This window comes from Streptococcus oralis (assembly GCF_003943825.1).
Lineage (GTDB): Bacteria > Bacillota > Bacilli > Lactobacillales > Streptococcaceae > Streptococcus > Streptococcus oralis_CD.
In genome coordinates this window covers 1-21704 of sequence record NZ_RJNJ01000014.1, presented here as the reverse complement: position 1 = coordinate 21704, position 21704 = coordinate 1, and the positions used below count along the sequence as shown (strand labels likewise).

Below are 21704 nucleotides of genomic sequence, written 5' to 3'. Positions count from 1 at the left end.
GATTAATCTGATGTGTCAAATTTTATTATAGTAGAAGGATAGCATAATGAAGAAACTGAAAGTGATGGTTGTTTTTGGAACACGACCTGAAGCCATCAAAATGGCCCCTTTAGTGTTGGAGTTGCAAAAACATAGTGATACAATTGAAACAGTTACTGTTGTGACAGCTCAACATCGTCAAATGCTAGATCAAGTTCTTGAAACATTTCGAATTCAGCCTAACTATGATTTAGATATCATGGGGAAAAACCAGTCTCTTTTAGACATTACTGGAAAAATTTTAGAAAAGTTTGATCCAGTTGTTAAGCAAGAACTTCCAGATATAATTCTTGTTCATGGAGATACAACGACAACTTTTGCAGCAAGTTTAGTTGCTTTCTATAATCAGGTACGTATCGGCCACGTTGAAGCTGGTCTAAGGACCTTTGATAAGTATTCTCCTTTTCCAGAAGAAATGAATCGTCAGATGACTGATAACCTAGCGGATCTTTATTTTGCTCCAACTAGTGAGAGTAAAGAAAATCTCCTCAAGGAAAATCACCCTGAGTCTGCTATTGTCATTACGGGGAATACAGCCATTGATGCATTGAAACTAACCGTTCAATCGGATTACTATCATGAAGTTCTAGATCAATTGGATCCAGATAAGAAACTTGTATTGGTAACCATGCATCGTCGTGAGAATCAAGGTCATCCAATGAGAAATGTCTTTACAGCTTTACGTGAGATGGTCGATCTTCATCAGGAAATTGAAGTTGTTTATCCTGTTCATCTTAGCCCTGCTGTGCAAGAAGCAGCAAAGGATATTCTAGCTGGTCATGACCGCATTCACTTGATTGAGCCTTTAGATGTAGTTGATTTTCATAATTTGGCTTCAAGAAGCTATTTTATCATGACTGACTCTGGAGGTGTTCAGGAAGAGGCGCCTTCTCTCGGCAAACCTGTCCTTGTTCTTCGTGACACGACGGAACGTCCAGAAGGTGTTCGTGCAGGAACCTTGAAGCTAGTTGGTACGAATCCAGTACGTGTCAAAGACGCTATGGCAGCACTCTTAACAGATGAAACTCTTTATAGACAAATGTCTCAGGCACCAAATCCTTATGGAGATGGAAGAGCCTCTGAACGAATCGTACAATCCATTCAACAGTACTTTGGGGCAGCAACTTCTGTATCTGAATTCAAAGGGGGGAAATAAGATAAAATGAAAAATTGGAGTCAATTTAAAAACTGGCTTATGGCTTTGCTTGCTTGTGAGGTCATTCTTTTGGTGCTTTGTTTTTTGTATGCTCGAGCAATCATTTTAGAACAAATCTTGTTTTTAGCTTTAGCCTTGTTTGCAGTGTTGGTATTATCTGACCTTTTACTTACTTGGACCCTTATCTTAGCATTTGGTTTTGGACTTATCGTTTTGGTTGCGGGTGTGGTTTATATCCCAATCATTCAACTGATCTTCTTATTAATCAGTTTTCCAATTTTGATTGGGATTCTACTTAAGGTTCGTTATTATTTCTTCAAGGTGACCTCAAAGGTCCAAGAACAGGAAGACGAAGCTCGAGCAGATTACCAAGCGATGGTCACTGAACAAAGTGATGTGATGGTACAGTCCTTATTGATTCATTGGGCACATGAAGATTTGTTCTTCCAGATTAAACCGAAAGAACATAACCAGATGCTCAGTCGTATTCAAGAGGGAATTGCTCAGGAATTGAGCTACAATGATAAACTCTATTACGTTTCGGATGGTAATTTTCTCGTTCTATCGAGTAGTAGCCAACATTCTTTGAAGGAACTTTATTTGAATGGTTTGCAGGAGAAACTGAGCAGTTTAGTTTTTCATGGAGAAGATGGCAATCAAGGAATTCAGTTCCAAACAGGCTATTTGGTGATTAACTCTGATAATAAAGATAAATACCAAGACTACACGGATGTCGCCAGTCATCTCAAACGTCAACTAGAGACAGATGTAATTGTAGAATATTAGGAGGGAAACATGACTTTAACCGAACTATTTTTTGGTATTGCTTTGGGACTCAGTCTCGTCTTTGGCATTTGTTTTATCATACTATTTATTGCATACAATATTCTTTACCATCGAGTGAACAAAAATTTTAAGGCGGTGAATCATGATTAGTCAAATGTTAATGATTTTTACCTTGCTTACAATTTGGATTTCTCTAGCTTGGGGCTTGGTAATTCTCTTTTCGGCAGTACACTTTTGGTTTAAACACAGTGATTTTCGTGTAGATACTTCGCCGCTACCTTATTATCCTAAGGTTACCATTGTTGTTCCTGCTCATAATGAGGATGTGGTTATTGCCCAAACGGCAAAAGCTATCTTGGATATGAACTATCCTCACGACCGTGTGGAGTTGCTTCTATTTGCGGATAACTGTTCGGATAACACCTATGCAGAATGTTTGTCAGTACAAGCCATGCCTGAATATGCAGGAAGAAATCTGACTATTATCGATCGTACTGGTACGGGAGGAAAAGCGGGCGTTCTAAACGATGCTTTGGAGATGGCAACAGGTGAATACATCTGTGTTTATGATGCAGATGCCATGCCTGAAAAAAAATGCCCTTTATTTCCTTGTCAAAGAAGTGATGAAGGATCCAGAACGTCACGTGGCATCTTTCGGTCGCAACAAGACTCGAAATGCCAATCAAAATTTCTTGACTCGTTGTATCAACCAAGAAATCGTTGTTACTCAGCGCGTGCACCACGTTGGGATGTGGCATCTCTTTAAAATTGGGCGTATCCCAGGAACCAACTTTATCATTCAAACCGACTTTGTAAAGAGTATCGGTGGTTGGAAAAATGGTGCCTTAACCGAGGATACCGATATTTCCTTCAAAATCATGCAGAGTGGTAAATTGATTGCCCTTGCCTATAATTCAGAGGCTTTCCAACAAGAACCTGAGACTTTAAAGAGTTACTATATGCAGCGTAAACGTTGGGCAAAAGGAAATTATGAAGTTGTTCTTTCAAACTTTAAGCATTTATTTGGCAGAGCAAACTGGCGCGTTAAACTAGAAGTCTTTAACTATTCATGTGTTTTCTTTTGGTTTAATTTTGCCATTGTTTTATCAGATTTGATTTTCCTAGCGAATGTGCTAGCAATCTGCCTTAATCTTTTCTTCCCAGATGTCAGGGTTCCATTTGCTTTTGATGCGGACAATATCTACATTGCCCAGCTCATGCTTTTTAACTGGATACTCATGATTGGTCTCTATTTGATGCAAATTATGACAGCATTGGCAAGTCAGTTTGGACAAGCGACGACTAAACAAATCTGGTTAGCCTTGGCAGCTTATTTCTCTTATGCACAGATGTTTATCGTTGTATCCGTTGATTCCATTTCTTCAATCGTGCTGGATAAAGTACTCCGACGAAAAGAAACCAAGTGGGTTAAAACCAAACGATTTGCAGGATAGGAGGTTCTATGAAAACAAATAAATTAAAATATGTCTGGTTTGTGCTCATCCTTTCTATCTTTTGTTTAGCCTTGTTTTTAGCAAGAGGAAGGACTAAAATCGAGATGCGCAATCGAATTTACAGCCAATGGAGCCAACAGTTTCTCGTTACAAAAGGCGATCAGTCTTATGTTCGTACGACGAATGATTCTGAGGAAACGACAGTTTTATCAGAAGCCCAAAGTTACGGCATGCTCATAACGGTTTTAGCAGCCCAAAAAGGGCAAGCGAGTCAAGCAGATTATGATAGCCTTTATCGCTATTACCAAAATCATCGTATCGAGGGAACGCAGTTGATGTCTTGGAAGCAAGTGATCACAAATGGTAGCGAAACGGTTGAGAAGCAAAATGCAACTGATGGGGATCTCTACATCGCTTATTCTTTGATTGAAGCTGCCAAGCAGTGGCCTGATAAAGCACAGGAATACCAAGCGCAAGCTAAAAAAATATTAGATGATATCCTTCAATACAATTACAATGACGAGACCGGTGTTTTAACAGTAGGAAACTGGGCAAACAAGGATTCCGATTATTATTACTTGATGCGGACGTCCGATACCCTTCCTCACTATTTCCAGTCTTTTTATGACCTGACTGGAAATAAACAGTGGTTAGACATTAAGGATAAGATGCTTGGGCAACTGGAGCAAATCAGTTCTCATTCTGATACGGGTCTCTTGCCAGACTTTATCTGGGCTGAGAAGTCAGGGGCACGTCTTGTTGATGCCAACACAATCGAATCTCAATATGATGGGGCGTACTCTTATAACGCTTGTCGTTTGCCTTATCACCTGTCACAGAGCCAGGATGAAAGAAGCCAAAAACTCGTTCAAAAGATGATGGATTTCTTTATGAAAGAGCAACGCATTTATGCTGGATATGACTTGAACGGAACGGCCCTCAATCAATACCAGGCAGGTAGTTTCTTGGCGCCGATTACCTATGCGTCTGACAAGGGAGAAGGCTATCTGAAACTTCTTCAGCAAAATAAATACATTTTCACACAAGATTTACCTTTGGACAACTACTATGATGCAACGATGATTACCATGATTGCTCTAGAGATGTTCTAGGATGAAAAGAGAGGGCTAGTTTTTCTGGCTCTCTTTTTGATAGGATTTTCATCTTTTTTCAAAAAAGGAATTTCATCAGCTTTATGGTATAATGGAAAGAGTGATAAAAAAGAGGTAGAGAGATGGATGCAAAATTAAAATACAAGGCAAAGAAGATTAAAATCGTCTTTTTTGATATTGATGATACCTTGCGTACGTCAAAGACAGGTTTTATTCCAGCTACAATTCCCACTGTCTTTAAACAGTTGCGTGAAAAAGGAATTTTAACAGGAATCGCCTCTGGACGTGGTATTTTTGGTGTTGTTCCAGAGATTCGTGAGCTCAAACCGGACTTTTTTGTAACCCTAAATGGGGCCTATATAGAAGATAAAAAAGGTAAGGTCATTTATCAACATCAGATTGACAAGTCAGATGTTGAGGAGTACATTTCTTGGACGAAGGACGAGGGAATTGAGTACGGCCTGGTTGGTAGTCATGACGCCAAACTCTCCACGCGAACAGAACTGATCAGTGAGGCTATTGATCCCATTTATCCAAACTTGGATGTGGATCCAGACTTCCATGAAAAAGTAGAGATTTATCAGATGTGGACCTTTGAAGATAAAGGAGATGCCTTGCGCTTGCCAGAGTCTTTATCGGATAAACTTCGCATGGTGCGTTGGCATGAACATTCATCTGATATCGTGCCTATTTCAGGTTCAAAAGCCACAGGTGTAGCCAAGGTGGTGGACCATTTAGGCTTGAAACCAGATAATGTTATGGTCTTTGGGGATGGTCTCAATGACTTGGAACTCTTTGATTATGCTGGAATCAGTATTGCTATGGGTGTTGCCCACGAAAAGATCAAAGAAAAAGCAGATTATATTACAAAAACAGTAGAAGAAGATGGCATTTTTGATGCCTTAGAAGGATTTGGTATGGTAGAAAAAGAATTGCATTTCCCACAAGTAGACATTGAAACAGTAGAAGGTCCGTTGGCGACTATTAAGACAAATTACGGAGACTTGCGTATCAAGCTCTTCCCTGAACATGCTCCCAAAACAGTAGCCAACTTTGTTGCTCTGTCAAAAGATGGTTACTATGATGGTGTCATTTTCCACCGAATTATCAAGGACTTTATGATCCAAGGCGGAGACCCAACTGGTACTGGTATGGGGGGAGAGTCAATCTACGGTGACTCTTTTGAAGATGAATTTTCAGAAGAACTTTACAATATCCGTGGTGCACTTTCTATGGCCAATGCGGGTCCAAATACCAATGGTAGCCAGTTCTTTATCGTGCAAAACCAACATTTGCCATATTCTAAGAAAGAGATTGCGCGTGGTGGCTGGCCTGAACCAATCGCTGAGATTTATGCAGAACAAGGTGGAACTCCTCACCTTGACCGCCGCCATACTGTTTTCGGGCAGTTGGTAGACGCAGAATCTTTTGCAGTCTTGGATGCCATTGCAGCTGTTGAGACTGGTGCAATGGACAAACCAGTTGAAGATGTGGTTATTGAAACGATTGAAATTGAGGACTAGAATGAAAATTGGTGATAAGCTAACTGGGCGTATTACAGGAATTCAGCCCTATGGTGCCTTTGTTGAGTTAGAGACAGGGGTGACAGGGCTGATTCACATCTCGGAGATTCGGACGGGATTTATTGAAAATATCTATGACATTTTAAAAATTGGCGATGAAGTTCAAGTTCAGGTGGTGGATTTTGACGAATACACTGGGAAGGCCAGTCTTTCTATCCGTACCTTGGAAGAGGAAAAACATCAATTGCCAAGACGGAGACGTTTTTCAAATGATCGGATCAAGCACGGTTTTGCACCACTTGGACGAATGATGCCTGTTTGGACGCGTGAGGCATTAGAGCATTTAAAGAAGAAGCCGTAAATACGATTATCTAAATTATTTGTGATATTAACATCATTTGTTATAATAAAAGTATGAAAGAAGAACAATTATTAAAACCAGGAGAGCGAATCAACCAGCTCTTTTCGACAGATATCAAGATCATTCAAAATAGAGAGGTGTTTAGCTATTCGGTGGATAGTGTTCTTTTATCACGCTTTCCTCGCTTCCCTAAACGGGGTTTAATTGTGGACTTTTGTGCTGGAAATGGTGCAGTGGGACTTTTTGCTAGTTCACGTACTCAGGCGCGGATAATATCTGTAGAGATTCAGGAGCGCTTGGCGGATATGGCAGAGCGTTCGGTACAGTTGAATGGCTTGGAAGAGCAGATGCAGGTCATCTGTGATGATTTGAAAAATATGCCTGCCCACATTCAGGGAAGTAAGGTGGATATGATTTTGTGTAATCCGCCTTATTTTAAGGTGGATCCGCATTCCAATCTGAACGAGAGTGAACACTACCTTCTGGCCAGACACGAAATTACGACTAACCTGAAAGAAATTTGCCGTAGTGCTCAGAGTATTCTCAAGTCTAATGGCCGTTTGGCCATGGTTCATCGTCCAGATCGGCTCTTGGATATCTTAGACATGCTTCAACGCCATAATTTGGCACCCAAGCGCCTGCAATTTGTCTATCCTAAACGTGAGAAGGAGGCTAATATGCTCTTAATCGAAGCTATCAAGGATGGATCGACCAGTGGCTTTAAGGTCTTGCCACCACTCATCGTTCACAATGATGATGGTTCTTATACACCAGAAATTCAAGAGATTTACTATGGATCATAAGGCCTATATGTATGTGGTGGAGTGTCGCGACGGTTCTTACTATACGGGCTATACAACAGATGTGAAGAGGCGCCTTGCCGTTCATAATAGTGGTAAGGGAGCCAAGTATACCCGAGCTCGCTTGCCAGTCAAACTCATCTATGTAGAGGGGTTTGCCACTAAGGAAGAAGCCATGTCTGCCGAAGCTCTACTCAAACGAAAGAAACGTCCACAGAAAGAACGATTTTTATCTGAAAATCAAGAGAAAAATCTAGTCAACCATATTGATGTCTAACGAGGAGTCCTTTGGCTCCTCTTACTTTTGTCAAAAGAGGAAAAAAGTGCTACAATAAGATGAATAAATTTAAAGAGGTATTATCATGTCTAAGATTCTAGTATTTGGTCACCAAAATCCAGACTCAGATGCCATCGGGTCATCTGTAGCCTTTGCTTACCTTGCAAAAGAGGCTTATGGATTTGACACAGAAGCTGTAGCACTTGGAACTCCTAATGAAGAAACAGCTTTTGTTTTGAACTATTTTGGTGTAGAAGCACCACGCGTCATTACATCTGCTAAAGCAGAAGGTGCAGAGCAAGTTATCTTGACTGACCACAATGAATTCCAACAATCAGTGTCAGATATTGCTGAAGTAGAAGTTTACGGAGTTGTGGATCACCACCGTGTGGCTAACTTTGAAACTGCCAGCCCACTTTACATGCGCTTGGAACCAGTTGGATCAGCGTCTTCTATCGTTTACCGCATGTTCAAAGAGCATGGTGTGGCAGTTCCTAAAGAAATCGCAGGATTGATGCTTTCAGGTTTGATTTCAGATACTCTTCTTTTGAAATCACCAACAACTCACCCATCTGATAAAGTGATTGCGCCTGAATTGGCAGAATTAGCAGGTGTGAACTTGGAAGAGTACGGTCTTGCTATGCTGAAAGCTGGCACAAACTTGGCTAGTAAATCTGCTGAAGAATTGATTGATATCGATGCTAAGACTTTTGAACTCAACGGAAATAAGGTTCGTGTTGCCCAAGTCAATACAGTTGATATTGCTGAAGTCTTGGAACGCCAAGCAGAAATTGAAGATGCAATGCAAGCGGCTAATGCAGCAAACGGCTACTCAGACTTTGTCTTGATGATTACAGACATCGTCAACTCAAACTCAGAAATTTTGGCTCTTGGATCAAACATGGACAAGGTGGAAACAGCTTTTAACTTCAAACTTGAAAACAACCACGCATTCCTTCCAGGTGCTGTTTCACGTAAGAAACAAGTGGTGCCTCAGTTGACTGAAAGCTTTAATGGGTAATTTTTAAGGAATATTTGGAACTGTTAATTTGACTATTTATAGAAGGTGATAGCATGATGCGATTGATTGAAGGACTGCGCTTTTTGGTTGAGGTTGTGGCAATCCTTGGTCTTTTCTCCGTATCTGTGATACAAATTTCTTGGCTGGAAAAATTCCTATTTTTTCTTCTAGCAGTTCTATTAATCTTATTTTGGGCGCGATATATGGCACCAAAATCTCCACATGCTTTTAAAAAATGGCATCGCCTCGTTGCTGAAACATCGATTTTTATTTTAGTTAGTGGTAGTTTTTGGCATTTGTATGGATTGCAAATAGGAATCCTATACTTAGCTCTGTCTTTTGGAAGTTTGGGTCTGCTTTATTATTTTCAGCTAGAGTGATTCTTATAATATAGTTAATGAATTATTTAAATGGTAATTATTTGACTGGAGATTGACACGAGAAAACGGTGTTTTCCATATAGCTAAAGGGGTTTCGGCTCCTTTTTTTCTAGGAGAGAAAGATGTTAGAAAATGGCGATTTGATTTTTGTGAAGGACCTTTCAGATATGGGTCAGGCTATCCAGGATTCTACTGGGAACTATAGTCATGTAGCCATCTTTTTGGACGGTTTCATTTACCATGCTAGTGGACAAGCTGGTGTCATTTGTCAAGAACCGGCTGAATTTTTTGAACCAACTCATCTCTACGATCTTTATGTCTATCCAGAGCTGGAAGCTGACTTGGTAAAGGAGAGAGCTAGCAAACATTTGGGTGCACCCTATAATGCCTCTTTTTATCCGGATGGGAATGGCTTTTATTGCTCCCAGTATATCGCTGAAATCCTACCGATTTTTGAAACTATTCCCATGAAATTTGGTGATGGGGAGCAGGAGATTAGTGATTTTTGGAGGGAATATTACAGGAAACTCAAATTTCCTGTGCCTCTGAATCAGCCAGGGACCAATCCTAGTCAACTAGCAGCATCCCCTCTTTTAGAATGTAAAGAAAGGAATCTTCATGATTCAGATTTTTAACCCATCTCGTTTGACTCGACAGCCATTTTTTATAGATTTGGTGGACTATCTGGACCAGCATGATGATGTGATCCTCCGAGAAATTAAGGCTCAGTTTCCAGATGTAGCAGTTGATAAGCTCATGGAAGAGTTTATCAAGGCAGGCTTGATCCTAAGGGAAAACAAACGTTATTCCCTTAATCTCCCTTTTCTAGAATCGATAGGTAATCTATCCCTTGACCAAGAGATTTTTATCAGAGAGGACAGCCCAGTCTATCAAGCCTTGCTGGAGAAGACTTATGAGACAGAATTACGCAATCAAACTAATGCCGCCATTTTAGTCGAACCTACGGACTTTGCAAGAGAAAAGATGACCTTGTCCAACTATTTCTACAAGGTCAAGAATCAATATCCTTTGACAGAAAAACAGCAAGAACTCTATGCCATTTTAGGAGATGTCAATCCTGAGTATGCTCTCAAGTATATGACGACGTTTTTGCTCAAGTTCCTCAAAAAGGACCAGCTTATGCAGAAACGGCGTGATATCTTCGTTGAGAGTCTAGTCGTCTTGGGCTATATTGTTCAAAATGAAGAAGGGAAGTATGAGTTGGCTGTTGATTTTGACAAGGAACGGTTGACTTTCTATTTACCTTAATTGCTTCATTTTGAGCAGATTGTTTGACTTTACTAAAGAATAAGCATAAACTGAATGTAAGCGATAACGTTTATCGTATTAAAAGCAAAGGAGACAGAGCTATGTCACTTGAAAATAAATTGGAACAAGCAACTGGTGCTATCAAAGAAGGATTTGGGAAAGTTACTGGTGATAGCAAAACTGAAGCAGAAGGTGCTGTAGAAAAAACAGTTGCCAAAGCAAAAGAAGTTGTAGAAGATGCTAAAGGTGCTGTAGAAGGTGCCGTTGAAGGTCTTAAAAATTCATTTAAAAAAGAAGACTAAAAAAATCAAGGGAATGTTTCCCTTGATTTTTTTTATAGATAACGTTCTGCGATAGCTGCGTCTCCAGGATAGTCTTCTTTCTTTCCTTGGACGATTTGGTAACAATCAGCTCCCTTGCCTGCAATAATCACAGCATCGAGTTCTTGATTTGTGATGGCCATGGCTGCCTTGATGGCTTCTTCACGATCGGCAATCTTTTCAACAGGATGACTGATATAGCTACTGATTTCTTCAGCAATGGTCATTGGATCTTCATAGTTGGGATCATCAGCAGTGAGAAAGACTTGAATCTCAGGATGTTGATTGAGAAGGAGTCCGAAGTCCTTGCGACGACTTTCACCCTTGTTTCCAGTCGAACCGAGAACCAGAGCAATTTTTCCAGTTTGATGGGTTTCAACCACATTGATGAGTTTCTTCAGACTGTCCCCGTTGTGGGCGTAGTCGATGAAGACCTTGGCTCCATTTTTCTGTGTGAGGACTTCCATACGTCCAGGGACCCGGGTTGCAGCAATTCCTTTTTTGATGTCCTCCAGACTAGCACCTAGACGAAGGCAGGCAAGTCCTGCAGCGACTGCATTTTCTTGATTGAAGTGACCGATGAGTTGGATATCATAATCACCAGCGAGTTTTCCTGTAGCTGAGAAGCTAAAGGCTTTGGAGTTCTCGATTTGGTTACTCGACTGACTACCATAGAAGTCATGGTCTTGATCTTCAACTTGCTCTTTCAAGACAGAAAAGTGATCCATATCGCTGTTAATGACAACTGCTCGGCTATTTTTCATCAAGAGACGTTTGTGATAGAAGTAGTCTTCAAAGCTAGGATGCTCAATCGGACCGATATGGTCAGGAGTGATGTTAAGAAAGACACCTACATCAAAGGTCAGGCCATAGACTCGATGAACAAGATAGGCTTGGCTGGAGACTTCCATGATGAGATGGGTTCTTCCGTTATGAACAGCTTGAGCCATCATATCAAAGAGATCGATACTTTCAGGAGTTGTGAGAGCAGACTTAAAGAAGGTCTTACCATCTAAGGTTGTATTCATAGTAGACAACATAGCTGGGCGATGATGTTGAGCCAAGATGTTATAGGCAAAATAGGCTGCAGTTGTCTTCCCCTTGGTTCCTGTGAAGGCGAGAATTTTGAGTTTCTCTTGTGGATTACCATAAAATTCCATGGCAATCAAACTCATGGCTTTCTTAATGTCGTTCACGATAATAGCAGGAATACCGACCTCGTAGTCTTGCTCAGCTATATACCAATCCAGCCCTTGTGAGATAGCGGAGAGGAGGAATTCTTTTTTGAAAGAAGCTCCCTTAACAAAAAATAGGCTTCGCTCTTTAACTTTACGGCTGTCGTAACTGATACTATCAAAATCGACATCACTGTAATTGTAGTAGTAGCTTCCCTGAACGATAATCTCACGGAAGAGACCATTTTTCTTTAAAATATCTAATACGGTTTCAATCTTTATCATACTTTCTATTGTAAACCGAAAGTCTGAATTTTACAAGTAACAAGGAAAAGTTTATAATGGAAGATAAGGAACTTTTCCTAGTTATCAAAATTGAATGAGGAAGCTATGTCTAACGAAAACAATCACCAGCAAGCCCAGATGTTGCGAGGGACTGCTTGGCTAACAGCTAGTAACTTTATTAGTCGCCTCCTTGGTGCTATCTACATTATTCCCTGGTATATCTGGATGGGGACCTATGCTGCCAAGGCAAATGGACTCTTTACCATGGGCTACAATATTTACGCCTGGTTCTTGCTGATTTCGACAGCGGGTATCCCTGTTGCGGTTGCCAAACAAGTAGCTAAGTACAATACCATGCGAGAAGAAGAGCATAGCTTTGCCTTGATTCGGAGTTTCCTAAGCTTTATGACGGGCTTGGGCTTAGTCTTTGCTTTGGTCTTGTATCTCTTTTCTCCCTGGTTAGCAGATTTGTCAGGTGTGGGGAAAGATCTGATTCCCATCATGCAGAGCTTGGCTTGGGCGGTCTTGATTTTCCCATCTATGAGTGTCATTCGAGGCTTCTTCCAAGGGATGAATAACCTCAAACCCTATGCTATGAGTCAAATCGCTGAGCAGGTGATTCGTGTCATCTGGATGTTGATGGCAACCTTCTTCATTATGAAGATGGGTTCTGGTGACTACCTAGCAGCAGTTACCCAATCGACCTTTGCAGCCTTTGTGGGGATGGTAGCAAGTTTTGCAGTTTTGATCTACTTCCTTGCCCAAGAAGGTTTGCTTAAAAGAGTCTTTGAAACACGGGATAAAATCAATAGTAAGCGACTCTTAGTCGATACCATCAAGGAAGCCATTCCCTTTATCCTGACAGGATCAGCCATCCAGCTCTTCCAGATTTTAGACCAGATGACCTTTATCAATAGTATGAAGTGGTTTACCAACTACAGTAATGAAGACTTGGTTGTCATGTTTTCTTATTTCTCTGCCAATCCGAATAAAATTACCATGATTTTAATCTCTGTAGGAGTTTCGATTGGGAGTGTCGGCTTGCCACTGTTGACGGAAAACTATGTAAAAGGTGACTTGCCGGCAGCGGCTCGCCTAGTCCAAGATAGCCTAACCATGCTCTTCTTATTTCTACTACCTGCAACGGTTGGAGTGGTCATGGTAGGGGAGCCTCTTTATACAGTCTTTTACGGTAAGCCAGATAGTCTGGCCATGGGCTTATTTGTCTTTGCAGTTTTGCAGTCTACTATCCTAGGCTTGTATATGGTCTTGTCTCCTATGCTTCAGGCCATGTTCCAAAACCGCAAGGCAGTTCTTTACTTTATCTATGGTTCCATTGCTAAGATCGTCTTGCAATTGCCAACCATTGCTATTTTCCATAGTTACGGTCCTTTGATTTCAACGACTATCGGCTTGATTATTCCAAATGTCTTGATGTACCGAGACATCTGCCAGGTAACAGGTGCTCGTCGAAAGATAATCTTGAAACGAACCATTTTGATTACCATCTTGACCCTTGTCATGTTTATCCTAGTTGGCTTCTTGCAGTGGCTACTCGGTTTTGTCTTCCAACCAAGTGGACGTTTCTGGAGTTTCCTTTATGTGGCTCTCATCGGAGGGCTTGGAGGAGGTCTTTATGGTTTGATGAGCCTACGAACTCGACTCTTAGACAAGATAATTGGCAAAGCTCAAGCAGACCGACTACGTACACGATTGAAAATATCGTAAAAAGATTTATAAATAAAAGCAATGAATTTAACCTTTCTTTAATAGAAAGGTTTTTATTCTACATTTTTCTTAAAAAAAGAGAACTTTTTCTAAAATCAAGAGCAAAAAATATGCTTTTTTAAATTTTTCTTCAGAAATTACTTGACTAAATAAAACCAAAGCTGTATAATAAGACAAAACTTTTAAACAGGAGGTTCTGGAAATGAAAAAGTCTAAGGCCAAGTATCTGACACTTGCAAGTGTCGTGTTAAGCGTAGGTATTCTACTGAGCGCATGTGGAAATTCAAGTAGCGCTACTAAAACATATAACTATGTTTATTCGAACGATCCATCTAGTTTGAACTATCTTGCAGAAAACCGTGCAACAACCAATGACATCGTGACCAATTTGGTGGATGGGTTGATGGAAAATGACCAATACGGTAACTATGTTCCATCATTGGCAGAGGATTGGACTGTTTCTCAGGACGGTTTGACCTATACTTACAAATTGCGTAAGGATGCAAAATGGTATACTTATGAGGGTGAAGAATACGCCCCTGTAACGGCCCAAGACTTTGTGACAGGTTTGAAATATGCTGCTGATAAAAAATCCGAAGCCTTGTACCTGGTTCAAGACTCGGTAGCAGGTTTGGATGACTATATCAACGGAAAAACAACTGACTTTTCAACTGTCGGTGTTAAGGCGATTGACGACCAAACGGTTCAGTACACTTTGACACGTCCAGAATCTTATTGGAATTCTAAAACAACTTCAACCATTCTCTTCCCTGTCAATGCAGATTTCTTAAAATCAAAAGGGGATGACTTTGGTAAGGTAGACCCTTCTAGTATTTTGTACAATGGACCTTTCTTGATGAAATCGTTTGTTTCAAAATCTGTTATCGAATTCAAGAAAAATCCCAACTACTGGGATGAAAAAAATGTCTTTGTGGATGATGTGAAATTGTCCTATTATGATGGTAGTGACCAAGATGCACTAGCACGTAACTTTGTAGAAGGAGTCTATAGCTACGCGCGTCTCTATCCAAATAGCTCAAGCTTTGAAGGAATTAAAGAGAAGAACAAGGATAACATCATCTATAGTATGCAAAATGCAACTTCTTATTACTTGAACTTCAACTTGGACAGAAAATCTTATAACTTCACTTCTAAATCCTCAGATATCGAAAAGAAATCTACCCAAGAAGCAGTTCTGAATAAAAACTTCCGTCAAGCCTTCAACTATGCTTATAACCGTACAGCCTATGGAGCACAATCTCAAGGGGAAGAAGGAGCAACAAAGATTATTCGTAACTTGGTTGTACCTCCAACATTTGTAAGTATTAACGGAAAAGACTTTGGCGATGTTGTTTCAGAAAAGATGGTCAACTATGGCCAAGAATGGCAAGGAATCAATTTTGCAGATGCACAAGACCCATACTACAATCCTGATAAAGCTAAGGCTAAATTTGCAGAAGCTAAGAAAGAATTGGAAGCTAAGGGTGTGCAATTTCCAATCCACTTGGATGTATCTGTAGACCAATCAGCTAAAAAAGGTGTACTTGAAGCGAGCTCTTTGAAACAATCCATCGAATCTGTTCTAGGAGCTGAGAATGTGGTTATCGATATCCAACAGCTATCAACAGATGACTTTGAAAACTCTAGCTACCTAGCTCAAACTGCAGCTCAAAAAGACTTTGATATCTATAATGGCGGTTGGAGTGCGGACTACTTGGATCCATCAAGCTATCTTGATATCTTAAATGTCAATAACGGTGGTATGTTGCAAAACATTGGTTTAGAACCAGGTGAGGTCAATGACAAGGCTAAGGCAGTTGGTCTGGATACTTACACTCAAATGTTGGAAGAAGCGAACAAGGAGCAAGAACCAGCAAAACGTTATGAAAAATATGCTGAAGTTCAAGCTTGGCTCGTTGATAGCGCCCTTGCTATTCCAAACGTTTCTCAGGGTGGAACACCGACCTTGAGAAAGACAGTTCCATTCTCATCGCCATTCTCACAAGCTGGAAATAAGGGTGTCGAATCATACAAGTACCTCAAGTTACAAGATAAGACTGTAACGGCTGATGAGTATGAAAAAGCTAAAGAAAAATGGCTGAAAGAAAAAGAAGAATCAAATAAAAAAGCCCAAGAAGAACTGGCAAAACACGTTAAATAACCAGTCTATTCAACAGGAAAAACGATAGTTTCTCAAGGAACTATCGTTTTTATATAGTTTGAAACTATAACTAGCTCTTGAAAACAAGAAAATGAGTTAGTGAAAATAAGTGGTACAATAGTTACTATAGATTTGGAGGTATTGTATGAGCAAAGAACTACACATCAACACAATTTTGGCCCAGGCTGGGATCAAGTCAGATGAGGCTACAGGTGCCTTGGTAACGCCGCTTCATTTTTCAACCACTTATCAGCATCCGGAGTTCGGTCAGTCTACGGGATTTGACTATACTCGGACTAAAAACCCAACTCGCAGTAAGGCGGAGGAGGTCTTGGCGGCAATCGAATCAGCTGATTATGCCCTAGCGACGAGTTCAGGTATGGCTGCGATTGTACTGGCCTTTAGTGTCTTTCCAGTAGGAAGTAAAGTCTTGGCTGTGAGAGATCTTTATGGGGGTTCTTTCCGTTGGTTTAACCAAGTCGAGCAGGAAGGCCGTTTCCATTTTACCTATGCCAATACAGAAGAAGAGTTGATTGCTGAGTTGGAGAAAGATGTGAATGTTCTCTATATTGAAACACCAACCAATCCCTTGATGTTGGAATTTGATATTGCAAAACTAGCCAAACTAGCTCATGCCAAGGGTGCCAAGGTAGTGGTGGACAATACCTTCTACAGTCCGATTTACCAACGTCCGATTGAAGATGGTGCGGATATCGTTCTTCATTCTGCCACCAAGTATTTAGCAGGGCACAATGATGTTTTGGCTGGGGTGGTTGTGACTAATAGTTTAGAACTATATGAACAACTTTTCTATAATCTCAATACGACAGGTGCGGTCTTGTCACCATTTGATAGTTATCAGTTGATTCGTGGTCTTAAAACTCTACCTCTTCGTATGGAACGTTCTACAGCCAACGCCCAAGAAGTGGTTGCTTTTTTGAAGGATTCACCTGCTGTCAAGGAAGTGCTCTATACTGGACGCGGGGGTATGATTTCCTTTAAAGTAGTGGATGAAAAACGTATTCCTCATATTTTAAATAGCCTCAAGGTCTTTTCATTTGCGGAAAGTTTGGGTGGGGTAGAGAGTCTGATCACCTATCCGACAACTCAAACCCATGCGGATATTCCAGCAGAAGTGCGCCATTCCTATGGCTTAACAGATGACCTCTTGCGCTTGTCAATTGGGATTGAAGATGCTAGAGATTTGATTGCGGACTTGCGCCAAGCTTTGGAAGGATAAGATAGATATGGGAAAATATGATTTTACAAGCCTGCCCAATCGTTTTGGGCACCATACCTATAAATGGAAAGAATCAGAAGCTGATCGCGAAGTTCTACCAGCCTGGATAGCAGATATGGACTTTGTGGTTTTGCCTGAGGTTCGACGAGCTGTACAAGCCTACGCAGATCAGTTGGTCTATGGCTATACTTATGCTAGTGATGATTTGATTGAGTCGGTTCAGGACTGGGAAGCTACACAACACGGCTATCACTTTGACAAGGATGCCCTCGTCTTTATAGAGGGAGTGGTACCAGCCATTTCAACAGCTATTCAAGCCTTTACAAAAGAAGGAGAGGCTGTTCTGATTAACACACCGGTCTATCCACCTTTTGCTCGCAGTGTCAAACTGAACAATCGCAAATTGATTACCAATTCTTTAGTGGAAAAGGATGGGCTGTTTGAAATTGACTTTGACCAGTTGGAGAAGCAATTGGTAGAAGAGGATGTGAAGCTTTATATCCTTTGCAATCCCCACAATCCTGGTGGACGTGTTTGGGAAAAGGAAGTGTTAGAAAAGATTGGGCATCTCTGCCAAAAACATGGTGTTTTGTTGGTTTCAGATGAGATTCACCAAGATTTGGCTCTCTTTGGTCACAAACACCAGTCATTCAATACCATTGATTCCGCTTTTAAAGACTTTGCCCTTATCTTGAGTAGTGCCACTAAGACCTTTAATATTGCTGGGACCAAGAATTCCTATGCAGTTATTGAAAATCCCAAGCTTCGTGTGGCTTTCCAAAAACGCCAGTTGGCCAATAACCAACATGAAATCTCAGGCTTGGGGTATTTGGCGACAGAAGCTGCCTACCGTTATGGTAAGGACTGGTTAGGAGAGTTAAAAGAAGTCATCGAGGACCACATTAACTATGTAGTGGATATTTTGGGCAACGAAACCAAGATTAAGGTCATGAAACCACAAGGTACCTACTTGATCTGGCTTGATTTTTCAGCCTATGACCTAACGGATGACCGCTTGCAAGAGCTTTTGAAGAATGAAGCCAAGGTTATCTTGAACCGAGGTTTGGACTTTGGGGAGGAAGGAACCCTTCATGCCCGCCTCAATGTGACTATGCCGAAGTCAGTACTGGAAGAGGTTTGCCAACGCATCGTGACCACTTTTGCTACACTTTAAAAATCGAGCCTTCTAGGAGAAAAGTCTTCCTAGAAGGCTATTTTCGTAGGGGAAAATGTGGTATAATGAAAAGATAAGATAAAGGGGTAACTATGGCTAAATTGATTCCGGGGAAGTTGCGCATGGAGGGTGTTACACTCTATGAAACAGGCAAGATTGAGATTATCAAGGAAAAAGGGAATCGCCTCTATACTCGTGTGGCGGGAGAAGACTTGCGCTACAGTTTAGAGGATGATCTGGTTTTTTGTGCTTGCGATTTTTTCCAAAAAAGAGGTTACTGTGTTCACCTCGCAGCGCTCGAGCATTATCTGAAAAATGATGAAGAAGGCCAGGTGATTTTACAAGCCTTAGAAAAAGGACATGAAGAGCAAGAAGAGGTCGAAACCAAGGTTAGTTTTGGCGGTAGTTTTTTGGAGCGTATCCAACCTCAGAAGAAAGAGAAAATCTACACTTTGTCGGCTCAAGGTCAGGTGGAAGCTGGGACCAATCGCCTCCTTTGGACTCTCCGAATCGGTTTAGTTGATAGTCAAAAATATTATGTCATTCGTGACATCCCTCTCTTTTTGAAGGTCTTGGTTCATCGAAAGCCATATATGATTGGGAAACACTATGAAAATGACTTGTCTTGGGATGCTTTTGATACAGCTAGTCAAGAAGTTCTTACTTTTTTATGTGGCTTGATTGAGGAGGGACTGAGTCAAGACCTCTTTTTCCCCAATCAAGGTCGTCACCTCTTTTTCCCTCTGACCTTTTTTGAGCAGGGAGTGGAGTTGCTGATGAACTTGGAAGATTTTCATTTTGAGCACCAGATTACTAGTTATGAAAATCTTCTCTTTCATGATTTAGATCCAGAAGCAAACCTTTTCTCTTTTGCTGTGCAGGAGTATCCCGATTATTTTGAGATGGAGATTTCTGAAAGTGAGCGAGTTAACGTATTCTATGGAGGGGCAGTTCTCTTTCGTAAGGGGAATCTTTATCTCTTAAACCCTAAACAAATCGGCCTCCTAAAGGAAGTCAAGGAGCTTCCTCAGGAGGAAAGAGGGAGGAAATGTCTCCAGTTTGACAACAGTGATCGCGACCGTCTGGCCGCCTGTCTTCCTTTGTTTGGACAGCTAGGAACAGTGTCTGCCCCCGAGCGTTTGCAAATCAGACCCTTTTCACCAATCTTTTACTTTGATAGGGAGGATGACGGCCGCATCCGTTTAGATATCCAATTTGACTATGGAGATGTTAAGGTGACTAGTCGTCAACAGCTGGAACAATTACCTTTTTCAAGCGATGCTGTCTTGGAAAATCAGCTATTTCAAGTCTGTTTAGGGGCTGGTTTTGAGGCTGATTTTCAGTCTTGGAGACAGGCTTTGAAGCCAGAAGTGGTTTATTCTTTCTTTTACCATACGATTCCAGCTTTTGAGAAGTTGGGTCAGGTTTTCTTGTCTGATGAGATGAATCAGCTCTACAGCGTCCAAGCTCCTCAGGTTCAGATTGAGTCCAAGGGAGGATTATTGGAAATCCAATTTGATTTCCAAGGGATTGCCCAAGAAGAGATTGACCAAGCTCTTAAAGCCCTGACCAGCAATCAGGATTTCTATATCAGTTCTTCTGACCAAGTGTACTTTTTTGATGAGGAAACCAAGCAGATTCGTCAAAATTTGCAGGAACTGGGGGTTGAGCTAAAAGATGGTTCTTTTCAGGCGCGAAAATCTCTGGCTTATAGCCTTTCTCAGCTTTTTGAAGGTCGAGATAGGATCTCCTTCTCAGAGGAATTTCAGCATTTAGCTCATGATTTGACTCATCCAGAGGATTTTCCTTTGGGAGATATACGGGTGCAGGCGAGTTTGAGAGACTATCAGGAAAAGGGAGTCCGTTGGCTCCAGATGCTTCATCACTATGGCTTTGGTGGCATTCTGGCAGATGATATGGGACTGGGGAAAACATTGCAAACCATCGCTTTTTTGACCAGTCAGGTGACAGAAGACAGTCGGGTCTTGATTTTAGCGCCGTCAGGTTTAATCTACAACTGGGCAGATGAATTCAGGAAATTTGCCCCACAGTTGGATTTGGCTGTCGTTCATGGTTTGAAAGCGAATCGAGAAGCGATTCTTTCTGAAAATCACCAAATCTATGTGACTAGCTATGCCACCTTTCGTCAAGACAGCGAGCTTTATCAAGAGATGGCTTTTGATTTTCTCTTCTTAGATGAAGCCCAGGTCATGAAAAATGCCCAAACCAAGATTGCTCAGAGTTTGCGCCAGTTTGTGGTGCCGGCAGTCTTTGCTTTGTCGGGTACGCCCATCGAAAATCATTTAGGAGAGTTGTGGTCTATCTTCCAAATTGTGCTACCGGGGCTCTTACCAAGTAAAAAGGAGTTTATGAAATTACCGGCTGACCGAGTCGCGCAGTTTATCAAGCCTTTCGTCATGAGGCGTAAGAAAGAAGAAGTTCTTACAGAACTGCCTGATCTGATCGAAGTCGTCTATAAAAATGAACTGGAAGACCAACAGAAGGCCATCTATCTCGCCCAGTTGCAACAGATGCGAGACCGCCTAGCGCAAGTGACAGATCAAGAATTCCAAAGAAGTCGGGTAGAAATCTTATCTGGTCTCATGCGATTGCGCCAGATCTGCGATACGCCTGCCCTCTTCATGGACGATTACCAGGGAGCCAGTGGTAAACTCGATAGCCTCCGAGATTTATTGCTACAAGTGGCTGATGGTGGGCATCGGGTCTTGATTTTCTCCCAGTTCAAAGGAATGTTGGAAAAAATCGAGAAAGAACTCCCAGACTTGGGCTTGACCTCCTTCAAAATCACAGGTTCAACTCCTGCTCATGACAGACAGGAGATGACCAAGGCCTTTAACCAAGGGGAAAGAGATGCCTTTCTCATCTCCCTTAAGGCGGGTGGTGTTGGTCTCAATCTAACGGGAGCTGATACGGTTATTTTGGTTGACCTTTGGTGGAATCCCGCTGTCGAAGCCCAGGCTATCGGAAGAGCTCACCGCATGGGGCAGGAGCAGATGGTCGAGGTCTATCGTTTGATTACCAAGGGGACCATTGAAGAAAAAATCCAAGAACTTCAAGAACAAAAGAAACATTTGGTTTCCCAAGTTTTAGATGGTACGGAGTCGCGTGCGAGTCTCAGTCTGGCAGAAATTCGTGAAATTTTGGGAATTTCTGAAGCCAGCACTTGAAAAATCAAGACAATACGCTATAATGAAGTGTTGAAAGGAAATACAAAATGAAACAAGATCGATTTCCATTGGTGTCAGATGATGAGATCATGCTGACCAAAATGCCAGTCATGGACTTGTACGATGAGTCAGACTTTATTAGCAATATCAAAGGTGATTACCGGTGTCAGATGATGAGATCATGCTGACCAAAATGCCAGTCATGGACTTGTACGATGAGTCAGACTTTATTAGCAATATCAAAGGTGATTACCG

At 41.4% G+C, this 21704-nt stretch carries 18 protein-coding genes and 2 pseudogenes; 19 read left to right on the top strand and 1 reads right to left on the bottom strand.

The features are described from left to right. Positions 1-46: 46 nt before the first annotated feature. The 13 genes and pseudogenes from wecB (at position 47) to D8863_RS09730 (ending at position 10480) form a co-directional block, all read left to right on the top strand. Positions 47-1195 (top strand): non-hydrolyzing UDP-N-acetylglucosamine 2-epimerase, encoded by a 1149-nt coding sequence (gene wecB / locus D8863_RS09790; protein ID WP_125441802.1) that lies wholly within the window; start codon positions 47-49, stop codon positions 1193-1195. Between the two features lie 6 nt (positions 1196-1201). Next, on the top strand, positions 1202-1981 hold the full coding sequence (locus D8863_RS09785) for a hypothetical protein (protein WP_084859431.1): 780 nt from the start codon (positions 1202-1204) through the stop codon (positions 1979-1981). A 142-nt stretch (positions 1982-2123) separates the two neighbouring features. Then, a pseudogene (locus D8863_RS09780) lies at positions 2124-3435 on the top strand (glycosyltransferase family 2 protein). 8 nt (positions 3436-3443) lie between these two features. Continuing rightward, complete coding sequence (locus tag D8863_RS09775) at positions 3444-4547, top strand: family 8 glycosyl hydrolase (RefSeq protein ID WP_125441801.1); 1104 nt, start codon at positions 3444-3446, stop codon at positions 4545-4547. Between the two features lie 122 nt (positions 4548-4669). Further along, the gene (locus D8863_RS09770) at positions 4670-6070 is read left to right on the top strand and encodes a bifunctional Cof-type HAD-IIB family hydrolase/peptidylprolyl isomerase (RefSeq protein WP_125441800.1); all 1401 of its coding nucleotides are present in this window, start codon (positions 4670-4672) and stop codon (positions 6068-6070) included. A gap of 1 nt (position 6071) precedes the next feature. Beyond that, positions 6072-6431 (top strand): S1 RNA-binding domain-containing protein, encoded by a 360-nt coding sequence (locus D8863_RS09765; RefSeq protein ID WP_000689619.1) that lies wholly within the window; start codon positions 6072-6074, stop codon positions 6429-6431. A gap of 53 nt (positions 6432-6484) precedes the next feature. Next, the gene (locus D8863_RS09760; protein WP_000657018.1) at positions 6485-7234 is read left to right on the top strand and encodes a tRNA1(Val) (adenine(37)-N6)-methyltransferase; all 750 of its coding nucleotides are present in this window, start codon (positions 6485-6487) and stop codon (positions 7232-7234) included. Next, the gene (locus tag D8863_RS09755) at positions 7224-7508 is read left to right on the top strand and encodes a GIY-YIG nuclease family protein (protein ID WP_061427780.1); all 285 of its coding nucleotides are present in this window, start codon (positions 7224-7226) and stop codon (positions 7506-7508) included. Before D8863_RS09760 ends, D8863_RS09755 begins: the two co-directional genes overlap by 11 nt. A gap of 85 nt (positions 7509-7593) precedes the next feature. Continuing rightward, positions 7594-8529: a manganese-dependent inorganic pyrophosphatase gene (locus D8863_RS09750; protein WP_125441799.1), complete on the top strand. Its 936-nt coding sequence runs from the start codon at positions 7594-7596 to the stop codon at positions 8527-8529. Positions 8530-8582: 53 nt separating this feature from the next. Further along, positions 8583-8909 (top strand): DUF2568 domain-containing protein, encoded by a 327-nt coding sequence (locus D8863_RS09745; RefSeq protein ID WP_000985025.1) that lies wholly within the window; start codon positions 8583-8585, stop codon positions 8907-8909. Positions 8910-9031: 122 nt separating this feature from the next. Beyond that, positions 9032-9544, top strand: coding sequence for a YiiX/YebB-like N1pC/P60 family cysteine hydrolase (locus D8863_RS09740; RefSeq protein ID WP_000892233.1), 513 nt, complete (start codon positions 9032-9034; stop codon positions 9542-9544). Continuing rightward, a complete protein-coding gene (locus tag D8863_RS09735; protein WP_125441798.1) occupies positions 9528-10178 on the top strand; it encodes a DUF1803 domain-containing protein in 651 nt (216 codons plus the stop codon). Before D8863_RS09740 ends, D8863_RS09735 begins: the two co-directional genes overlap by 17 nt. A gap of 101 nt (positions 10179-10279) precedes the next feature. Then, a complete protein-coding gene (locus D8863_RS09730; RefSeq protein ID WP_000051185.1) occupies positions 10280-10480 on the top strand; it encodes a CsbD family protein in 201 nt (66 codons plus the stop codon). Between the two features lie 32 nt (positions 10481-10512). Here the strand turns inward: D8863_RS09730 and D8863_RS09725 are convergent, their stop codons facing one another. Continuing rightward, positions 10513-11958 carry a UDP-N-acetylmuramoyl-L-alanyl-D-glutamate--L-lysine ligase gene (locus D8863_RS09725; protein ID WP_125441797.1) on the bottom strand — a complete coding sequence of 482 codons (1446 nt, stop codon included), beginning with the start codon at positions 11956-11958 and terminating at the stop codon, positions 10513-10515. Positions 11959-12063: 105 nt separating this feature from the next. On the opposite strand from D8863_RS09725, the gene D8863_RS09720 reads away from it, so the two are divergent. The 6 genes and pseudogenes from D8863_RS09720 to D8863_RS09695 all read left to right on the top strand — a co-directional run. Continuing rightward, entirely contained in the window at positions 12064-13686 is a 1623-nt protein-coding gene (locus D8863_RS09720) for a putative polysaccharide biosynthesis protein (RefSeq protein WP_125441796.1), read from the top strand. Between the two features lie 202 nt (positions 13687-13888). Beyond that, entirely contained in the window at positions 13889-15847 is a 1959-nt protein-coding gene (locus D8863_RS09715) for a peptide ABC transporter substrate-binding protein (RefSeq protein ID WP_125441795.1), read from the top strand. A gap of 145 nt (positions 15848-15992) precedes the next feature. Then, positions 15993-17087, top strand: a complete 1095-nt coding sequence (locus D8863_RS09710; protein WP_125441794.1) for a cystathionine gamma-synthase — start codon at positions 15993-15995, stop codon at positions 17085-17087. A gap of 7 nt (positions 17088-17094) precedes the next feature. Next, positions 17095-18261 carry a MalY/PatB family protein gene (locus D8863_RS09705; protein ID WP_125441793.1) on the top strand — a complete coding sequence of 389 codons (1167 nt, stop codon included), beginning with the start codon at positions 17095-17097 and terminating at the stop codon, positions 18259-18261. 92 nt (positions 18262-18353) lie between these two features. After that, on the top strand, positions 18354-21449 hold the full coding sequence (locus D8863_RS09700; protein WP_125441792.1) for a pilus expression-regulating Snf2 family helicase: 3096 nt from the start codon (positions 18354-18356) through the stop codon (positions 21447-21449). A gap of 47 nt (positions 21450-21496) precedes the next feature. Beyond that, positions 21497-21613 (top strand): annotated as a pseudogene (locus D8863_RS09695) (cystathionine gamma-synthase); the annotation flags it as partial. Positions 21614-21704 lie beyond the last annotated feature (91 nt).

What these genes read in the sequence shown, in the direction of transcription:
- wecB (WP_125441802.1), top strand. Translation starts at nt 47, where the DNA reads ATGAAGAAACTGAAAGTGATGGTTGTTTTTGGAACACGACCTGAAGCC.
- D8863_RS09785 (WP_084859431.1), top strand. Translation starts at nt 1,202, where the DNA reads ATGAAAAATTGGAGTCAATTTAAAAACTGGCTTATGGCTTTGCTTGCT.
- D8863_RS09775 (WP_125441801.1), top strand. Translation starts at nt 3,444, where the DNA reads ATGAAAACAAATAAATTAAAATATGTCTGGTTTGTGCTCATCCTTTCT.
- D8863_RS09770 (WP_125441800.1), top strand. Translation starts at nt 4,670, where the DNA reads ATGGATGCAAAATTAAAATACAAGGCAAAGAAGATTAAAATCGTCTTT.
- D8863_RS09765 (WP_000689619.1), top strand. Translation starts at nt 6,072, where the DNA reads ATGAAAATTGGTGATAAGCTAACTGGGCGTATTACAGGAATTCAGCCC.
- D8863_RS09760 (WP_000657018.1), top strand. Translation starts at nt 6,485, where the DNA reads ATGAAAGAAGAACAATTATTAAAACCAGGAGAGCGAATCAACCAGCTC.
- D8863_RS09755 (WP_061427780.1), top strand. Translation starts at nt 7,224, where the DNA reads ATGGATCATAAGGCCTATATGTATGTGGTGGAGTGTCGCGACGGTTCT.
- D8863_RS09750 (WP_125441799.1), top strand. Translation starts at nt 7,594, where the DNA reads ATGTCTAAGATTCTAGTATTTGGTCACCAAAATCCAGACTCAGATGCC.
- D8863_RS09745 (WP_000985025.1), top strand. Translation starts at nt 8,583, where the DNA reads ATGATGCGATTGATTGAAGGACTGCGCTTTTTGGTTGAGGTTGTGGCA.
- D8863_RS09740 (WP_000892233.1), top strand. Translation starts at nt 9,032, where the DNA reads ATGTTAGAAAATGGCGATTTGATTTTTGTGAAGGACCTTTCAGATATG.
- D8863_RS09735 (WP_125441798.1), top strand. Translation starts at nt 9,528, where the DNA reads ATGATTCAGATTTTTAACCCATCTCGTTTGACTCGACAGCCATTTTTT.
- D8863_RS09730 (WP_000051185.1), top strand. Translation starts at nt 10,280, where the DNA reads ATGTCACTTGAAAATAAATTGGAACAAGCAACTGGTGCTATCAAAGAA.
- D8863_RS09725 (WP_125441797.1), bottom strand. Translation starts at nt 11,958, where the DNA reads ATGATAAAGATTGAAACCGTATTAGATATTTTAAAGAAAAATGGTCTC.
- D8863_RS09720 (WP_125441796.1), top strand. Translation starts at nt 12,064, where the DNA reads ATGTCTAACGAAAACAATCACCAGCAAGCCCAGATGTTGCGAGGGACT.
- D8863_RS09715 (WP_125441795.1), top strand. Translation starts at nt 13,889, where the DNA reads ATGAAAAAGTCTAAGGCCAAGTATCTGACACTTGCAAGTGTCGTGTTA.
- D8863_RS09710 (WP_125441794.1), top strand. Translation starts at nt 15,993, where the DNA reads ATGAGCAAAGAACTACACATCAACACAATTTTGGCCCAGGCTGGGATC.
- D8863_RS09705 (WP_125441793.1), top strand. Translation starts at nt 17,095, where the DNA reads ATGGGAAAATATGATTTTACAAGCCTGCCCAATCGTTTTGGGCACCAT.
- D8863_RS09700 (WP_125441792.1), top strand. Translation starts at nt 18,354, where the DNA reads ATGGCTAAATTGATTCCGGGGAAGTTGCGCATGGAGGGTGTTACACTC.